This is a genomic window from Pseudoalteromonas phenolica, from assembly GCF_001444405.1.
Classification (GTDB): Bacteria; Pseudomonadota; Gammaproteobacteria; order Enterobacterales; family Alteromonadaceae; genus Pseudoalteromonas; species Pseudoalteromonas phenolica.
The window spans coordinates 2,825,406-2,841,961 of record NZ_CP013187.1; the positions used below are offsets into that span (position 1 = coordinate 2,825,406).

The window sequence follows — 16,556 nt, forward strand, 5'->3', positions numbered from 1 at the left end:
TTGTGCAGCTTCCTCCTCTAAGCTTATATGTGCACGTGCCTTGGTGCGTGCAAAAATGTCCTTACTGTGACTTTAACAGCCACGGTCAAAAGGGTGAAATTCCTGAACAAGAATATATTCAACACTTACTTCACGACTTGCAGGCTGATTTGCATTTAGTTCAAGGTCGCAAATTACACAGTATTTTTGTCGGCGGTGGCACACCAAGTTTATTATCGGGTAAAGCCTATCAATGGCTATTAGACGAAATAGAAAAGCTTATTCCCTTTGAAGATAATATTGAAATTACCTTAGAAGCGAACCCTGGTACGGTAGAAAAAGACAAGTTTAAGCATTACGTTGAAGCGGGTATTAACCGTATCTCAATTGGTGTACAAAGCTTACAAGCCGACAAATTAAAATCGCTAGGTCGTATTCACGGTGAAAATGAAGCCATAAACGCAGCAAAAGAAGCACAAGCTGCAGGTTTAAATTCTTTTAATATGGATTTAATGCATGGGCTTCCAGGTCAAAGTGTTGAAGATGCGTTGAGCGATTTACAAAAAGTCATAGCACTCAACCCGCCTCACTTATCCTGGTATCAACTGACCATCGAACCTAATACTCAGTTTGCCTCAAAACCACCTGTTCTCCCTGAAGATGAAACATTGTGGGATATTCAAGAACAAGGGCAAAAATTGCTGGCTGAAGCAGGCTACGATCATTATGAAATTTCAGGCTACGCAAAACCTGGTTACCAATGTAAACACAACTTAAATTATTGGCGCTTCGGTGATTACCTAGGCATTGGCTGTGGTGCACATGGTAAAGTAACTCAACCTGAACAAGGTGGTATTTTACGCACCGTAAAAGTGAAGCACCCTCGTGGTTATATGGATCTTAGCAAGCCATATTTATACGAAAGCTGGCAAGTGGAACAAGATGACCGCCCATTTGAGTTCTTTATGAACCAATTTAGGCTGCGAGAGCCATGCAATAAACATCAGTTCATCGATTATTCTGGCTTACCGATAAGCAAAATTGAAACTGCAATTAACACTGCACTTGATAAAGGATTAATAGAAGATTTAGGCCATTCATGGTTGGTTACAAATAAAGGCCACCGTTTTTTAAATGACCTGCTAGAATTATTTGTTTAAGCAGCATCGCTGTTTTTATAAAAATAAAAACCCGCTCGGATAATCCATAGCGTACAAAAAACTCAAAGGTAGATAACAATGCGTAAACTCACCATTATTGCTGCTGCAATCAGCGCAGCATTTTTGGCTGGTTGTCAGCAAACTGCTGAAAAACCTGCTCCTGCACCGCAAGTCCAAGTTGTTCAAAGCGAAGTAGAAAAAGCCAATGCGCTATTCGAAGAAGTCTTCATGAATGGCGTCATGCGAAGCCCTGTATACCAGACTTACATGGGCATCAAAAAAGATTACGACAAGTGGGATGACGACAGTGAAGAGCGTGCACTAGAAGACTTAGCAATTGCTAAAAAAGATCTAGTTCGTTTAACTGCAATCGACCGCAGTAAACTAGATGCAAACACGCAGGTTAGTTACGATTTGATGAAGCAACGTTTAGAAGATGGGATTGCTGATTTCAAATGGCGCTACCATAACTACCCGGTTAACCAAATGTTCGGTACACATTCAATGGTGCCTGCATTTTTAATTAACCAACACCAAGTTACTAGCGTAGAAGATGCGAAAGCGTATATCTCACGTTTAAATGGCGTCACTAAAGTATTCGACCAACTGATCGACTCTTTAGAGATCCGTGCGCAAAAAGGCATTATTGCACCTAAGTTTGTATTCCCTCACGTTATTGAGTCAAGCAAAAATATAATTAAAGGCGCGCCTTTTGAAAAAGGTGACGACTCTACCTTACTTGCTGACTTCAAACGCAAAGTGAATAAGCTAGAGATCGCTGATTCAGAAAAAGTGGCACTTATCAATGAAGCGACAGAAGCGCTTAAAACCGCTATCAAACCCTCTTATAACAAGCTAATTAACTACCTAGGTAAGCTTGAGAAAAAAGCAGATACCCGCGATGGCGCTTGGAAGTTCCCTGAAGGTGAAGCATTCTTTAACAATGCCCTAGCTCGCACAACAACGACTGATTTAACAGCGAAAGAAATCCACGAAATTGGTCTTGCTGAAGTAGCACGTATTCATGACGAAATGCGTGAAATCAAAGACAAAGTTGGCTTTAAAGGCGACTTAAAAGCATTCATGGAGTTCATGAAAACTGATAAGCAGTTCTACCTACCTAATACTGATGAAGGTAAAGAAAAGTATCTTAAAGATGCAACTGCGATGATCGACAACATGAAATCTCGCCTTGATGAGCTTTTCATTGTTAAACCAAAAGCAGACATGATCGTTAAGCGTGTTGAAGCGTTCCGTGAAAAAGCAGCGGGTAAAGCATTCTACCAGCAGCCGGCGCCAGATGGTTCTCGCCCAGGTATTTACTACGCCAACCTTTATGATATGGAAGCCATGCCTACTTACCAAATGGAAGCACTTGCTTACCACGAAGGTATTCCGGGTCACCACATGCAAATTGCTATTGCGCAAGAGCTTGAAGGTGTGCCAAAGTTCCGTAAATTCGGTGGTTATACGGCTTATATCGAAGGTTGGGGTTTATACTCTGAACTAGTGCCAAAAGAAATGGGCCTTTATGAAGACCCGTATTCAGATTTTGGTCGTCTGGCGATGGAATTATGGCGAGCATGTCGTCTTGTGGTAGATACTGGTATCCACGCTATGAAGTGGACACGTCAAGAAGGTATCGATTACTACGTAAATAACACACCTAACGCAAAGTCTGATGGTGTTAAAATGGTTGAGCGTCACATCGTAATGCCTTCACAAGCAACCGCTTATAAGGTGGGTATGCTTAAGATCTTAGAACTACGTGAAGGTGCGAAGAAAGAACTTGGTGACAAGTTTGATATTCGTCAGTTCCACGATGTGGTTCTGAAAAATGGCCCTGTGCCACTTAACGTACTTGAAAAGTTCGTTGACGAGTGGGTAGCAAGCAAAAAAGCTTAACCGCTAAAGTGACATAAAAAGCCATGGATAAAAGCCATGGCTTTTTTGTTTTAGTAAGAAATATCTCTTATACCAACCCTCTTAATTAAGCGGTCTATTTTGAGGCAAGAAAAATTAGTCGATAACGAGGCGGAAATTTTGCTATTTAGTTATTCTAAATAAGACGTTTTCAACGAAGTTAGCGTCAGGTTTTAGTCCCTCAAAATGATTGAGCATTACTGAGGATTGGTATTAAAGCCAGATTACGAATCGATCTGTTCGGAATTAAAGTCACTGGTTTGATTTAATGAAAACTCCGTTTCTGACAAAATAATATGAAGGCAAGCCCCACCATGCGCTGGGCTTTGCATTTTAACCTCCCCTTTAAGCTTTTTCGTCACTAAGTTATGTATGATGCTCATACCAAGACCCGTGCCACCACTATGACGTTTCGAAGTAATAAAAGGTTCGAAGATAACTGGCAAGATTTCTTTGTCGATACCCACACCGTCATCTTTAAAATAGATATGTACGAAATCGTTCACAACCATTGCTGAAACAATAATATGCAATTTCTGATTAGCTATCTTGCCATGCTTGATACTATTGTGAATACACAGACTAATAATCTGGTTTATTGCTGAGGGATAACTATTAATGGATAACTTATCAGAGATATCAAAAGTGATATCATACTCGTCTGCAGGTAATAAACTGTCTTTACCACGAAACACATATTCTATTTGTTCAAGTAAATTAAAATAAGTCAGCACGTCTAAGTGTTGATTAGAAGAGATCAGATTAAACTCTTCTATCAGCTGCTCACTGACAGTTAAATTGCTTTCAATAATATCTAAGGTGCTTTCAAGGTGGCTTATCATCTCAGTAATTGAAGCGTTTTCATCTAACCCATCACTTAGGTTACTTTTCATGATGGCAATCAGCTCCGCCATATCGCCTTTACCACTTTTAACCTCCCCAAGTGGTGTATTTAGCTCCTGAGTAAAGCGATGTATCACATTACTGAAACTCGCCACTTCAGCATCTTCTAGCAATCGCTTTTGCGCTGAGGATAAACGCGCTAATAAGCCATCTAGGTACTCTAGTAGTTTATCAACATGTGTGCCTATTTGACCTAATTCATCGGTATCGCTTAAGTTCGTTCTAAGCTTAAAATTTTCATGTTCAACAACTTTATCTAATACTTCATTAATCACATTTATTTTATTAGATACTTTTACATGCAATACCACCAACAATACGAAGCACGTTGAACAGATTATAATAATCATGCCTAACAAGGATAAAACCCAAGCTTGCTTAGTATCATGATCCTGCAAAATAATGGTATTACTTAAACCTAAAATTTTACTAGTAAGGTTGTTCTTTTGCTCATCGAGCTGCTTTCTTAAGCCCTGCTTCGAATTTAAGCCAATTTCAGTAAGTACAGCACTATATGATAAAAAGCCTTGCCGATATGCTTTTAATAATAGAGCAGCTTGAGGGTTGTCTAATTGTAGCCTTGCATAAAGCTTGTCATAAATAGCAGTATGACGCTCAATATACGCATGGTCATGTCGTAATAGAAAATCTTTTTCAGCACGTCTCAGTTCCAGCACTTTCAACTCTAGCATTGGTTCATCAACCGTTTGCACATACCCCTGTAACTGATGCGCATTACGCCTAAATAAGCCGTATACTCCTTGGTCAGCTTCATGCCCTAACTTAATTTGATATTGTTCAAAGCGCTTTAAAGTTTGCCTTAACTGTGCAGTGTAACTCTCAATTGTAGAAAGCTGCTGCATTACTTTTGGTTCATTGATAAGTAATTGAGCAAGTTCACTGTATTCTTTTTCAAATTGAAAGTAGTGCATCTCAAAAGCACGAATAAAATCAGGTTGCCTTTCTTGAATATAATCATTTTTTACCCCGACTAATCTTGCTGCTGCTAGTTTAAGGCGATTCAACTGCAATTCAACGTTCTGAGTATGGTCAATATGTGAATACATAAACCAGCTTGCAAGCATGATTAACAATACACACGTACTCGATGCCAATTTAAAAATGAGTAATGAAGACTTAACGCGCATAACCTGGCCTTTAATTTTTCTTACCTTAAGTTTAGTAAAGAAAACTAGATTTAGATCAAGTTATAAATTGTGCAAATTTCGAGCATAACGATAGACTATATGATAAACCGCTCAGAGAGGTTTACGCTTTAAATAGATCGCAATAGCGAGTTCTTGAAAAGGTCATGGTTTGGTTAAAAAACTGTCATTTTTTTAACCAATAATGAAGTCACTTAACGACCACTATTGTGAAACTCACTAGTGTGAGCTAACTAAGTGATATTCACTAAGTGTTTGTTGCCAAAAGCAAACATGACAAATGCAGTTAAATTGTCATAAAAGATGTAGGGAAATCATCATGGATATACAAAAAACTGCCATTGTAACTGGCGCCTTTGGTGGTATTGGTACTGCCATCGTTCAATCTTTAGTTGAAAACCATTTCTTTGTTATCGCTGTTGCGAGTCAACGTCGCACTCAAGCTGACTTTGACCAATGGTTGAATGAAGCAAACATCAACCCAAAACAAGTCCAAGCGGTATTTTTAGATGTTACTGATACCCAAGCTTGTAAACAAGCCTTGGACTTACTCATCGAAGAGCATCAACACATTGATGTATTGGTAAACAACGCGGGTATCACTCGTGATAGCACATTCAAGAAAATGTCGTTTGAACAATGGCGTGAAGTGATCGATACCAACTTAAATTCACTTTTCAATATGACCCAACCTTTGTTTGCACATATGTGCGTTCAAAAGCAAGGTCGTATTATCAATATCTCAAGTGTAAACGGCCAAAAAGGCCAGTTTGGTCAAGCAAACTATGCCGCGGCAAAAGCAGGCATGATCGGATTCTCTAAATCTCTTGCTTATGAAGGTGCGCGCGCGGGAGTCACAGTGAATGTGGTTGCTCCCGGTTATACAGAAACCCCAATGGTTGCAGCAATGAAACCTGAGGTACTAGATAACATTCGCGGACAAGTACCTATGCAACGTTTAGCAACCCCAGAAGAAGTCGCCAAAGCAGTTCGCTTTTTAGCATCTGACGATGCGGCTTATATCACAGGTGAAACACTCGCCTTAAACGGCGGTTTATACATGAATTAAGTTAGTTGAGTAAGCAGTTAACGCTCAACCCAATTTTTGAAAAATCTCAACGACTCAAAAGGAAAACGTTATGTACACTGATTTACTAAACACGCTAACTGAACAAAACCAAAAGTTTTTCGGCCCAGCTATTAAATTCAACCAACTTGTTGCAAAGAATATTGAGCAGCTAGCGAGCATTCAAATTGATGCTGTACAAAACATCTCAAATGCCTCTGTATCGCAATTAAAAGCTGCGACTGAAGTACAAGATGTGAAATCTGCAATCGATTTTAACTTAAGCCAAGTATCAGCTATGACGCAACTAAGCCAGCAAATGATCGAAGATGGTCAAAAGCTAACTAAACTAGGTCAAGAGTTTAAAGATAACCTTGAAACTCTAACTAAAGAGCAAATGCAAACTGCTCAAGCTTAAAATTTATTTAGGCAGCGGTATTTCTGCCGCTGCCTGCTCTTCTTGCCTTTATGCTGCTACTCCCAAGCAGCGTCTAGTTGTGTCATTAGGACAATCATGATGAAGATGGATAACGACGCCTTAAATGCTACGATGCAATCTTGGTGGCAACAAAACCAAGAAATTTTTAACTCCTTTACCCAAAGCCTGAGCCAACAAAGCCCAGTCCAACAAGCTTTAAATGAGCAAAACAGCAAAGATTTTACCACTTGGCTGCAAGCACTAAGCCAGCAACCTGAGACATTAATAAAGAATCAAACTAACTGGTGGCAACAGCAATTACAGATAATGCAAAATGCGATGCAAGCCGGTGACGAAAATATTGCACCCGTCATTAGTGAAGAACGCGGCGACCGTCGTTTTAAAGATGAACAATGGCAGCAAAATCCTTGGTTTAACTACATCAAACAAAGTTATTTGCTGTTTGGTGAGTCACTGCTGCAAAATATTCGTGATACTCAAGGGTTAGACGAAAAACAAAAAGAACGCCTAGAGTTTTTTGCCAGACAGACCATTAACTCGCTTGCGCCCAGTAACTTTATTAGCACCAATCCTGAGCTACTGAAACTCACCCTAGAGTCAAAAGGTGAAAACCTGGTGAAAGGCTTTGAACTGCTAAAAAAAGACTTAGCTAAAAGCCAAGATATGCTCCGTATTAGTATGACTGAAGAGCAAGCTTATAAACTTGGTGAAGATTTAGCCACAACACCGGGGCGTGTGGTGTATCAAAACCATTTATTCGAATTAATTCAATACAGTGCAACCACCGAGCAAGTACTCGAGACACCGCTATTAATCATTCCACCTTATGTGAACAAGTACTATATCTTAGATTTGCAACAACAAAACTCGATGGTGAAATGGGCTGTCGATCAAGGCCATACCGTATTCATGATGTCGTGGAAAAATCCAGACTCAAGTATGGCACACATCAGCTTTGAGGATTATGTGGTTGACGGTGTGGTTGCTGCACTTGATGCCATCGAAAAACATATTGGCGTAACCTATGTCAATGCAATGGGGTATTGTATTGGCGGTACATTGCTCACCACAACATTGGCTTACTTCACTGCTAAGCGTATGAAGCAACGGATTAAAAGTGCGACCTTATTAACCACATTACTCGATTTTGCTCAGCCCGGTGAAATTGGGGTATTCATCAATGAACCCACTATTGCAGCCCTTGAAGCTTACAATACACAAAATGGTGTCATGCATGGTCACTCGCTAGGCACCGCATTCAGTATGCTCAGAGAAAACAGCCTGTACTGGAATTATTATGTGAATAATTACCTCAAAGGCAAAGCCCCCATGAATATGGACCTGCTTTACTGGAATGGTGACAGTACCAACCTACCTGCTGTATGCCATAACTTTATGCTGCGTAACCTTTATCTGGAAAACAAGCTGGTAGAGCCAAAAGCAATCAGTATTCGTGGTGCTAAAATTGATCTGAGTAAGGTGAAAACCCCCATATACATGCTTTCAACTCGAGATGACCACATTGCGCTTTGGCAAGCCACATTTAAAGGTGTGCAAAATACTGCAAGCCCAGTCACTTTTGTACTTGGTGAGAGTGGCCATATTGCCGGTGTAATTAATGCGCCTGAAGCAAATAAATATGGTTATTTCTTTGGCCCTGATGTCAAAGGTGAAGCGCAAGATTGGTTTGATAAAGCGCAGCATCAAACTGGCTCTTGGTGGCCTCATTGGCACCAATGGCTAAATAATCTCAATGATACAAAAGTAGAAGCAAGAGTAACGCATACTGACGAAAAACCAGGCATTTATAATGCGCCGGGTGAATATGTAAAAGTGACTCTATAACGATTTGGCTCTTCAAGCTTTATCAACCTTGGAGGGCCAAAGCCTACAACACTTTATTATTTAAAAATTTTACTTTCTCTTTCATAAAATCGTTTCACTTTTAACAACAAATCTCTATAATCCAGCGCTCGAAAATCGAAATGGAATTAATCAAGATGAAACTTTCTTTAAGCGCATTAAGCTTAGCTGCTCTTTTTAGCTTCAACGCTGCAGCGAACCAATCAGAGCAAGTAACTGAATCTCCTTTTAAATTCTCACTATTCGCAGGTATCACTGATGGTGGTGACAAACTTGCATCAATCAGTTACGAAGATGAAAAAGGCAAAGGTGCTGGTAGCGAAAATATTAAAGCGGGCGACTTTTTAAATATTGGTGCTGGAGTCGAGTATAGCTTTAATAAGGCATGGTCTGTGCAGTCAAATATTGGCTATTTCTTTGATTCAGACTCAGCTGATAATGCAGATATTGAAATCACTCGCTTTGTGGTTGAAGCGGTGCCTTATTATCACATCAATGAAAAATTCAAATTCGGTATCGGTCTGACATTACACCTAAACCCTGAATTTGAAAATGACTACACAAATATTATTGCGAGTAAAACTGAGTATGATAATGCAACTGCTGCAGTTTTCTCTCTTGGTTACAAAATTGAACACATGAATAGCTGGTTTGAGCTGCGTTATGTACCAATGGACTACTCAATTAAGTCTCAAAAAGTGACTCAAGTATTTGGTCAACGCGTAAACCTGCCTGTAGAAAACCCTGATAAAGATGTTGATGCTTCTCATATTGGCATCTCTTGGCACTACCAATTCTAATCGTCATTAATGCCAATTCTCAATAATCATTTTGAGGATTTAAAAAACAAAAAACCCGCCGAAGCGGGTTTTTTTAAAGCTTTAAATCAGAGAATTACTTCTTCTTTTTAACTGCTTTTTTGTTTGGTAGGTCAGTGATTGAACCTTCAAAAATTTCAGCAGCTAGACCAATTGACTCGTTCAGAGTTGGGTGAGCATGGATAGTAAGCGCTAGGTCTTCACCGTCTGCACCCATTTCTACCGCTAGGCCGATCTCACCAAGCATTTCACCTGCGTTGATACCAACCATAGCACCACCGATAACACGACCTGAGTCTTTATCGAAGATAAGCTTAGTTGAACCTTCAGTTCGAGCTGAAGCGATTGCACGGCCAGATGCTGCCCACGGGAATACCGCAGTTTCAATATTAAGGCCTTGCTCTTTTGCTTCTTTCTCAGTTACACCAACCCAAGCGATTTCTGGATCTGTGTATGCGATTGAAGGAATACACTTAGGATCGAAGTAATGCTTCTGACCAGAGATAACTTCTGCAGCAACGTGTGCTTCGTGAACCGCTTTGTGCGCAAGCATTGGCTGACCAACGATATCACCAATCGCGAAGATATGGTTTACGTTTGTCTTCATTTGCTTATCAGTGTTGATGAAGCCACGCTCGTCAACAGCTACGCCCGCTTTTTCAGCGTCAAGTAGTTTACCGTTAGGCGTACGACCTACAGCAACTAATACTTTGTCGTAGCGTACTGGCTCAGCCGGAGCGTTCTTGCCTTCGAATGATACGTACAGACCGTCTTCTTTCGCTTCAACAGCCACTACTTTCGTAGAAAGCATTACATTGAACTTGTTCTTAACGTATTTCTGGTAAATCTTGATGATGTCTTTATCAGCTGCTGGTACTAGTTGATCAGCAAATTCAACAACGTCGATTTGTGAACCTAGCGCACGGTAAACAGTACCCATCTCAAGACCGATGATACCACCACCTAATACAAGTAGCTTCTCAGGTACGTCTTTAAGTTCAAGTGCACCAGTTGAATCAATTACACGCTCATCTTCTGGGATGAAAGGTAGGTTTACAGGCTGAGAACCCGCTGCAATGATTGCATTGTCGAAAGTAACAGTTGTAGTACCGCTTTCGCCTTCAACAGCGATAGTGTTAGCACCTGTGAATTTGCCGTAACCGTTTACAACGTTAACTTTACGCATCTTCGCCATGCCGTCTAAGCCACCAGTTAATTGACCGATTACAGACTCTTTCCAAGAGCGGATTTTGTCTAGGTCAATTTGTGGAGCACCGAAAGTAACACCGTGAGATGCCATTTCGCTCGCGTCGTCGATTACTTTAGCAACGTGAAGTAATGCTTTTGAAGGGATACAACCTACGTTCAAGCAAACACCACCTAGAGTGTTACGTGATTCGATAAGTGTAACGTCTAAACCTAAATCAGCAGCACGGAAAGCTGCAGAGTAACCACCAGGACCACCGCCTAGTACAACAACTTGAGTTTTGATCTCGTTGCTCATGTTTTAACCTTAATATTTTGCGAACGGGTTATGCCAAATTGGCGTTGCCCTACTCGTTATACTCACTGCCATGTCATCCATTTGTCAGGAGGAACAAGGGGCAGACTAAAAAAGTGTGCGTCGATTGTATCAGAGGATACAAACAAAATCCCACTGAAAATCAGTGGGATTTTTGAGTTTTACATTACCAGCTGACGAATGTCGCTTAGGTAAGCTGCCAGTGTTGCAGTAAAGCGTGCTGCTAACGCACCGTCAATTACACGGTGGTCGTATGAACAGCTTAGCGGCACCATTAGGCGCGGCTCAAATTCTTTACCATTCCACTTCGGCTTCATGTCTGACTTTGACACACCTAAGATAGCAACTTCTGGTGCATTTACGATTGGTGTAAACGCAGTACCACCGATGCCACCTAGGCTAGAAATAGTGAAACAACCGCCCTGCATATCAGATGCAGTTAGTTTACCTTCACGTGCTTTCTTAGAAATTTCCATCAACTCGCGAGATAACTCAATGATGCCTTTTTTGTTCACATCACGAACAACAGGAACAACTAGACCATTTGGCGTATCTACTGCGATACCAATGTTTACGTACTTCTTAAGAATTAAGCTTTCGCCATCTTCAGACAGTGATGAGTTAAACGTTGGGAACTCTTCTAGTGCTTTAGCCGCTGCTTTCATTACGAATACTAGTGGTGTGATCTTCACGCCCATTTTCTTCTTCTCAGCCAGTACATTCTGCTCTTTACGGAATGCTTCTAGCGTGGTGATGTCCGCTTCGTCAAATTGCGTAACGTGTGGGATCTGTACCCAGTTACGATGAAGGTTTGCACCAGAAAGCTTTTGAATACGAGAAAGTTTCTTCTCTTCAACTTCACCAAACTTGCTGAAGTCTACTTTTGGCCAAGGAATTAAGTTTAGCTCGCCACCACCAGTGTTGCCACCTTTAGATAGCTGACCTGATTCAACTTGCTTCACTAACTCTTTCACGTAGTTTTGTACGTCTTCTTTAAGTACACGGTTCTTGCGACCCGTGCCCTTAACACGTGCTAGGTTTACACCAAACTCACGCGCTAGACGACGAACTACAGGTGATGCATGTGCGTATTGGTCGTTCGCTACAAATTCATCTTTTTGTGCTGAAGCTGCAGGTGCCGATGCTGGCGCTGGTTTTGCCGCAGGTGCTGCCGGAGCCGCTTGAGCTGGTGCAGCTGCTGGCGCCGCTACAGGAGCTGGTGCAGAACCTTGCGTTTCAAATACAAATACCAATGAACCAGTCGACACTTTACCGCCAACCTCAACCTTCACTTCTTTAACAGTACCTGCAAATGGTGCTGGTACTTCCATAGAAGCCTTATCACCTTCTACGTTTAAGATTGATTGGTCAGCTTCAACCGCATCGCCTACCGCAACCATAACTTCAGTTACTTCAACTTCGTCACCGCCGATGTCTGGTACGTGAACCTCGATCAGTTCTGCCGCCGCTGCTGGAGCAGGCGCTGCCGCAGGAGCCGCTTCAACAGCTGCCGGCGCAGATGCACCAGTTTCAAATACGAATACTAACGAGCCCGTTGATACTTTGCCGCCAACTTCAACTTTGATTTCTTTAACTGTACCGCCAAATGGTGCTGGTACTTCCATAGAAGCCTTGTCACCTTCTACGTTTAAGATTGATTGGTCTGCTTCAACCACGTCGCCTACGGCAACCATGATCTCAGTTACTTCAACCTCGTCACCACCGATGTCTGGTACGTGAACTTCTTTTAATTCAGATGCCGCTGCTGGAGCTGGTGCAGCCGCTGGGGCTGCTGGTGCTTCAGGCTCGGCTGCTGCAGGTGCATCACCCGCAGCATCAAAAATCATAATTAAAGAGCCAGTTGCAACAGTGTCGCCTTCAGCTACTTTAATTTCTTTCACTGTACCCGCTTGCGCAGCTGGCACTTCCATTGAAGCTTTATCACCTTCAACAGTGATAAGAGATTGATCAACTTCAACTGTGTCACCTACGTTAACTAGGATCTCAGTTACTTCAACCTCATCTGCACCAATGTCTGGAACATGAATTTCGATTGCCATTATATCTGCCTCTTATGCGTATAGTGGGTTAGTTTTCGTTGTGTCGATATCAAATTTCTTGATAGCGTCAGCAACAACTGATGCGTCAACTTTACCTTGCTTAACAAGCTCTGTAAGTGCAGCGACTACTACGTAACCTGCATTTACTTCGAAGTGACGACGTAAGTTTTCACGGCTGTCTGAACGACCGTAACCGTCAGTACCAAGTACTTTGAAAGAAGCGCTTGGCATATAAGCACGTACTTGCTCTGCATAGTTCTTCATGTAGTCAGTTGCAGCAATTGCTGGAGACTCACCTAATACAGATGTGATGTAAGGTACTTTTTGATCTGCTGCTGGGTTAAGCATGTTGAAGCGCTCAACATCTTGACCGTCACGTGCAAGCTCATTGAATGACGTTACAGAGAATACATCTGAACCGATGCCATATTCTTCGCTTAGGATCTGACCTGCTTTACGCACTTCATTTAAGATAGTACCTGAGCCCATTAGCTGAACGTGTGCTTTGTCACCAGCGTTGTCTTCAAGCTTATAGATACCCTTACGAATACCTTCTTCCGCACCTTCTGGCATTGCAGGTTGTGCGTAGTTCTCGTTCATTAGCGTTAGGTAATAGAACACGTTTTCTTGCTCAGGACCGTACATGCGACGAATACCGTCTTGTAGGATTACCGCTACTTCAAATACGAATGTTGGGTCGTAAGAAATACAGTTAGGAATAGTACCCGCTTGAATGTGCGAGTGACCGTCTTCGTGCTGTAGACCTTCACCGTTAAGGGTTGTACGACCAGCGGTTGCACCCAGTAAGAAACCACGTGCTTGTTGGTCACCCGCCATCCACGCCATGTCGCCAACACGTTGGAAACCGAACATAGAGTAGTAGATGTAGAATGGGATCATCGGCAGGTCATTTGTCGAGTATGACGTTGCAGCAGCAACCCATGAAGACATTGCACCTAGCTCATTGATACCTTCTTGAAGTACCTGACCTGATGTTGCTTCTTTGTAGTAAGAAACGATGTCACGGTCTTGAGGTGTGTAATTCTGGCCATGCGGGTTATAAATACCGATCTGACGGAATAGACCTTCCATACCAAAAGTACGCGCTTCATCCGCAATAATAGGAACGATGTTTTTACCTACACCTTTATCTTTTAGTAAGATATTCAGCGCACGTACGTAACCCATTGTTGTAGAGATATCACGCTTTTGTGCTTCAAGTAGTGGCTTGAACTGCTCTAAAGTTGGTAGCTCAAGTGCTTGCGTGAAGTTAGGTAAACGCTGCGGTGTATAACCGTGAAGCGCTTTACGACGTGAGTGAAGGTACTCATATTCAGCTGAACCTTCTTCAAGCTTCAGGTATGGTAAATCTTTGATTTGCTCATCAGATACCAAGTCTTCAAGACCAAGACGTGAACGAAGATGTTCAACGTGCGTCATGTCCATTTTCTTAACTTGGTGCGCAATGTTTTTACCTTCAGCTGCCTCACCCATACCGTAACCTTTAACCGTTTTAGCTAGGATTACAGTTGGACGACCTTTTGTCTCTTGCGCTGCTTTGTAAGCTGCGTAAAGCTTAGATGTATCGTGACCACCACGCTTAAGCGCGAAGATCTCGTCATCAGTCATATCTGCAACAAGTGCCGCTGTTTCTGGGTAACGACCGAAGAAGTGCTCACGAACATATGCGCCATCTTTCGCTTTATATGTTTGGTAGTCACCGTCGATTGTCTCGTTCATAAGCTGTAATAGCTTACCCGTTGTGTCTTTCGCTAGTAATGCATCCCAACCTGCACCCCAAACAACTTTAATTACGTTCCAGCCAGCACCTTTGAATAGACCTTCAAGTTCTTGAATGATCTTACCGTTACCCATTACTGGGCCATCTAGACGCTGAAGGTTACAGTTGATTAGGTAACAAAGGTTATCTAGCTTCTCACGCGCAGCGAAAGAAATTGCACCACGTGATTCTGGCTCATCCATTTCACCGTCACCTAAGAACGCATATACGCGTTGTTCGTTCGTCTCTTTCAGACCACGACCTTCTAAGTACTTAAGGAAACGTGCTTGGTAGATTGATGCAATTGGACCTAGACCCATAGATACAGTTGGGAACTGCCAGAATTCAGGCATCAACTTAGGGTGTGGGTATGAAGAGATACCTTTACCGTCTACTTCTTGACGGAAGTTATCAAGTTGCTCTTCAGTTAAACGACCTTCTAAGAAAGCACGTGCGTAGATACCAGGTGAAATGTGACCTTGGTAATAAACTAAATCACCACCGTCTTTTTCGTTTGGTGCACGGAAGAAGTGGTTGAAACACATCTCATAGAATGCAGCCGAAGACTGGTAAGACGCCATGTGGCCGCCTAGCTCTAAGTCTTTCTTAGACGCACGTAAAACGATCATGATCGCATTCCAACGAACGATTGAACGAATACGGCGTTCAATTGTTGTGTCACCTGGGTATGCAGGTTCTTGATCTGCTGGAATAGTATTTACATAGTTTGTAGTAATACCTGTTGGCATATCAACGCCATCAAGACGAGCTTGTTCTAATACTTGCTCTAATAGAAACTGAGCGCGTTCAACGCCCTCTTCTTTTACTACAGACTCAAGCGCTTGTAACCACTCTTGGGTTTCTAACGCGTCTACGTCAATTTTATTGACTTCAGACATATGGAGTGTTCCTTATGTTTAAAATACGAATTTAATTACTTCTGGTTAATCTTAACGAACTCGATTGTTACTGGTACGTCTTAAACTACGTGCGATCCGCGAACGTTCTTTGTCCGCTTCAAGTAATGCTTCTTCAATAAACGCTAAGTGCGCGTTACTGGCTAATCGTGCTTGTTCTGGATTACCTTCTATAACAGCATCCATCAACAATTTACGGTGCTCAGCAAGCTGTTCACTCACGTTGTTCTTTTGCACCAAAACTTGTAAGTTTTGTAATACATTTTGCTCCAGCAAAGACTGCATGCCTTTAACAAGGTGTAGCAACACCACGTTATGTGACGCTTCAGCCACTGCAAAATGAAATGCATTGATTGCTTGTGCTTTTTGCTCTAGGTCCCCGTGCACATCGGCGATATTGTCGAAACTTTGCTGAACTTTCTCAAAGTCAGTGTCAGTTCCGCGAAGCGCTGCATAATATGCCGCGATCCCTTCTAGTGCATGACGAAATTCCAGTAAATCAAATTGTGATTCTGGATGCTTACTGATCAAGTCAAACAGCGGATCAGTGAGCCCCTGTTCTAATTGATTTTTTACATACGTTCCGCCGCCTTGACGACGTGTCACGAGTCCTTTTGCCTCAAGCTTCTGAATTGCTTCTCGAAGAGAAGGTCGTGAAACCTCAAACTGCTTCGCAAGCTCCCTTTCTGGAGGCAACTTTTCACCTGGCATTAAAGAGCCCTCGAGGATCATATTCTCAAGTTGCTCTAAAATAACATCGGATAATTTTGCTGCTTTTATCTTTAAAGACATTGATCAAACGCCGAATTTAAGCATGTTGAAAAGACCATCTAACATCACATTGCTAGCTAATCTTAACCAAAAGGTAAATTGGTAATACCAAATTTGCGCATTACACTATCAAAAACCCGTGATACTGTCAAAATTCTGCACGGTTTAACCACAGCTTTTCTACAACCA

The 16,556-nt window shown here is 42.0% G+C and carries 11 protein-coding genes; 6 read left to right on the forward strand and 5 right to left on the reverse strand.

Annotation, left to right across the window (positions count from 1 at the left end; all coding sequences use genetic code 11):
• Positions 1-2 precede the first annotated feature (2 nt).
• Positions 3-1,139: a radical SAM family heme chaperone HemW gene (gene hemW, locus PP2015_RS12480; protein WP_058030657.1), complete on the forward strand. Its 1,137-nt coding sequence runs from the start codon at positions 3-5 to the stop codon at positions 1,137-1,139.
• A 78-nt stretch (positions 1,140-1,217) separates the two neighbouring features.
• A complete protein-coding gene (locus tag PP2015_RS12485) occupies positions 1,218-3,044 on the forward strand; it encodes a DUF885 domain-containing protein (RefSeq protein ID WP_058030658.1) in 1,827 nt (608 codons plus the stop codon).
• 242 nt (positions 3,045-3,286) lie between these two features.
• On the opposite strand, the gene PP2015_RS12490 is transcribed toward PP2015_RS12485, so the two are convergent.
• Positions 3,287-5,113, reverse strand: coding sequence for a sensor histidine kinase (locus tag PP2015_RS12490; protein WP_058030659.1), 1,827 nt, complete (start codon positions 5,111-5,113; stop codon positions 3,287-3,289).
• Between the two features lie 337 nt (positions 5,114-5,450).
• Between PP2015_RS12490 and PP2015_RS12495 the strand changes: the two genes are divergently transcribed.
• The 4 genes from PP2015_RS12495 to PP2015_RS12510 all read left to right on the forward strand — a co-directional run bounded on the left by PP2015_RS12495 (position 5,451) and on the right by PP2015_RS12510 (position 9,299).
• Positions 5,451-6,200: an SDR family oxidoreductase gene (locus tag PP2015_RS12495; protein WP_206646042.1), complete on the forward strand. Its 750-nt coding sequence runs from the start codon at positions 5,451-5,453 to the stop codon at positions 6,198-6,200.
• 70 nt (positions 6,201-6,270) lie between these two features.
• Positions 6,271-6,615, forward strand: a complete 345-nt coding sequence (locus PP2015_RS12500; RefSeq protein WP_058030660.1) for a phasin family protein — start codon at positions 6,271-6,273, stop codon at positions 6,613-6,615.
• A 99-nt stretch (positions 6,616-6,714) separates the two neighbouring features.
• The gene (gene phaC, locus PP2015_RS12505; protein ID WP_405127345.1) at positions 6,715-8,481 is read left to right on the forward strand and encodes a class I poly(R)-hydroxyalkanoic acid synthase; all 1,767 of its coding nucleotides are present in this window, start codon (positions 6,715-6,717) and stop codon (positions 8,479-8,481) included.
• 155 nt (positions 8,482-8,636) lie between these two features.
• Positions 8,637-9,299 (forward strand): outer membrane beta-barrel protein, encoded by a 663-nt coding sequence (locus PP2015_RS12510; RefSeq protein WP_058030662.1) that lies wholly within the window; start codon positions 8,637-8,639, stop codon positions 9,297-9,299.
• Between the two features lie 94 nt (positions 9,300-9,393).
• On the opposite strand, the gene lpdA is transcribed toward PP2015_RS12510, so the two are convergent.
• From lpdA to pdhR, 4 genes are all read right to left on the reverse strand, one after another.
• The gene (gene lpdA, locus PP2015_RS12515; protein ID WP_058030663.1) at positions 9,394-10,821 is read right to left on the reverse strand and encodes a dihydrolipoyl dehydrogenase; all 1,428 of its coding nucleotides are present in this window, start codon (positions 10,819-10,821) and stop codon (positions 9,394-9,396) included.
• Between the two features lie 179 nt (positions 10,822-11,000).
• Positions 11,001-12,899, reverse strand: a complete 1,899-nt coding sequence (gene aceF / locus PP2015_RS12520) for a pyruvate dehydrogenase complex dihydrolipoyllysine-residue acetyltransferase (RefSeq protein WP_058030664.1) — start codon at positions 12,897-12,899, stop codon at positions 11,001-11,003.
• 12 nt (positions 12,900-12,911) lie between these two features.
• The gene (aceE, locus tag PP2015_RS12525; RefSeq protein ID WP_058030665.1) at positions 12,912-15,578 is read right to left on the reverse strand and encodes a pyruvate dehydrogenase (acetyl-transferring), homodimeric type; all 2,667 of its coding nucleotides are present in this window, start codon (positions 15,576-15,578) and stop codon (positions 12,912-12,914) included.
• Positions 15,579-15,629: 51 nt separating this feature from the next.
• Positions 15,630-16,388 carry a pyruvate dehydrogenase complex transcriptional repressor PdhR gene (gene pdhR, locus PP2015_RS12530; RefSeq protein WP_058030666.1) on the reverse strand — a complete coding sequence of 253 codons (759 nt, stop codon included), beginning with the start codon at positions 16,386-16,388 and terminating at the stop codon, positions 15,630-15,632.
• Between the last annotated feature and the right edge of the window lie 168 nt (positions 16,389-16,556).

Coding starts and splice junctions, on each gene's coding strand:
- PP2015_RS12500 (WP_058030660.1), top strand. CDS start 6,271: ATGTACACTGATTTACTAAACACGCTAACTGAACAAAACCAAAAGTTT.
- phaC (WP_405127345.1), top strand. CDS start 6,715: ATGAAGATGGATAACGACGCCTTAAATGCTACGATGCAATCTTGGTGG.
- lpdA (WP_058030663.1), bottom strand. CDS start 10,821: ATGAGCAACGAGATCAAAACTCAAGTTGTTGTACTAGGCGGTGGTCCT.
- PP2015_RS12485 (WP_058030658.1), top strand. CDS start 1,218: ATGCGTAAACTCACCATTATTGCTGCTGCAATCAGCGCAGCATTTTTG.
- PP2015_RS12490 (WP_058030659.1), bottom strand. CDS start 5,113: ATGCGCGTTAAGTCTTCATTACTCATTTTTAAATTGGCATCGAGTACG.
- PP2015_RS12495 (WP_206646042.1), top strand. CDS start 5,451: ATGGATATACAAAAAACTGCCATTGTAACTGGCGCCTTTGGTGGTATT.
- aceE (WP_058030665.1), bottom strand. CDS start 15,578: ATGTCTGAAGTCAATAAAATTGACGTAGACGCGTTAGAAACCCAAGAG.
- pdhR (WP_058030666.1), bottom strand. CDS start 16,388: ATGTCTTTAAAGATAAAAGCAGCAAAATTATCCGATGTTATTTTAGAG.
- PP2015_RS12510 (WP_058030662.1), top strand. CDS start 8,637: ATGAAACTTTCTTTAAGCGCATTAAGCTTAGCTGCTCTTTTTAGCTTC.
- aceF (WP_058030664.1), bottom strand. CDS start 12,899: ATGGCAATCGAAATTCATGTTCCAGACATTGGTGCAGATGAGGTTGAA.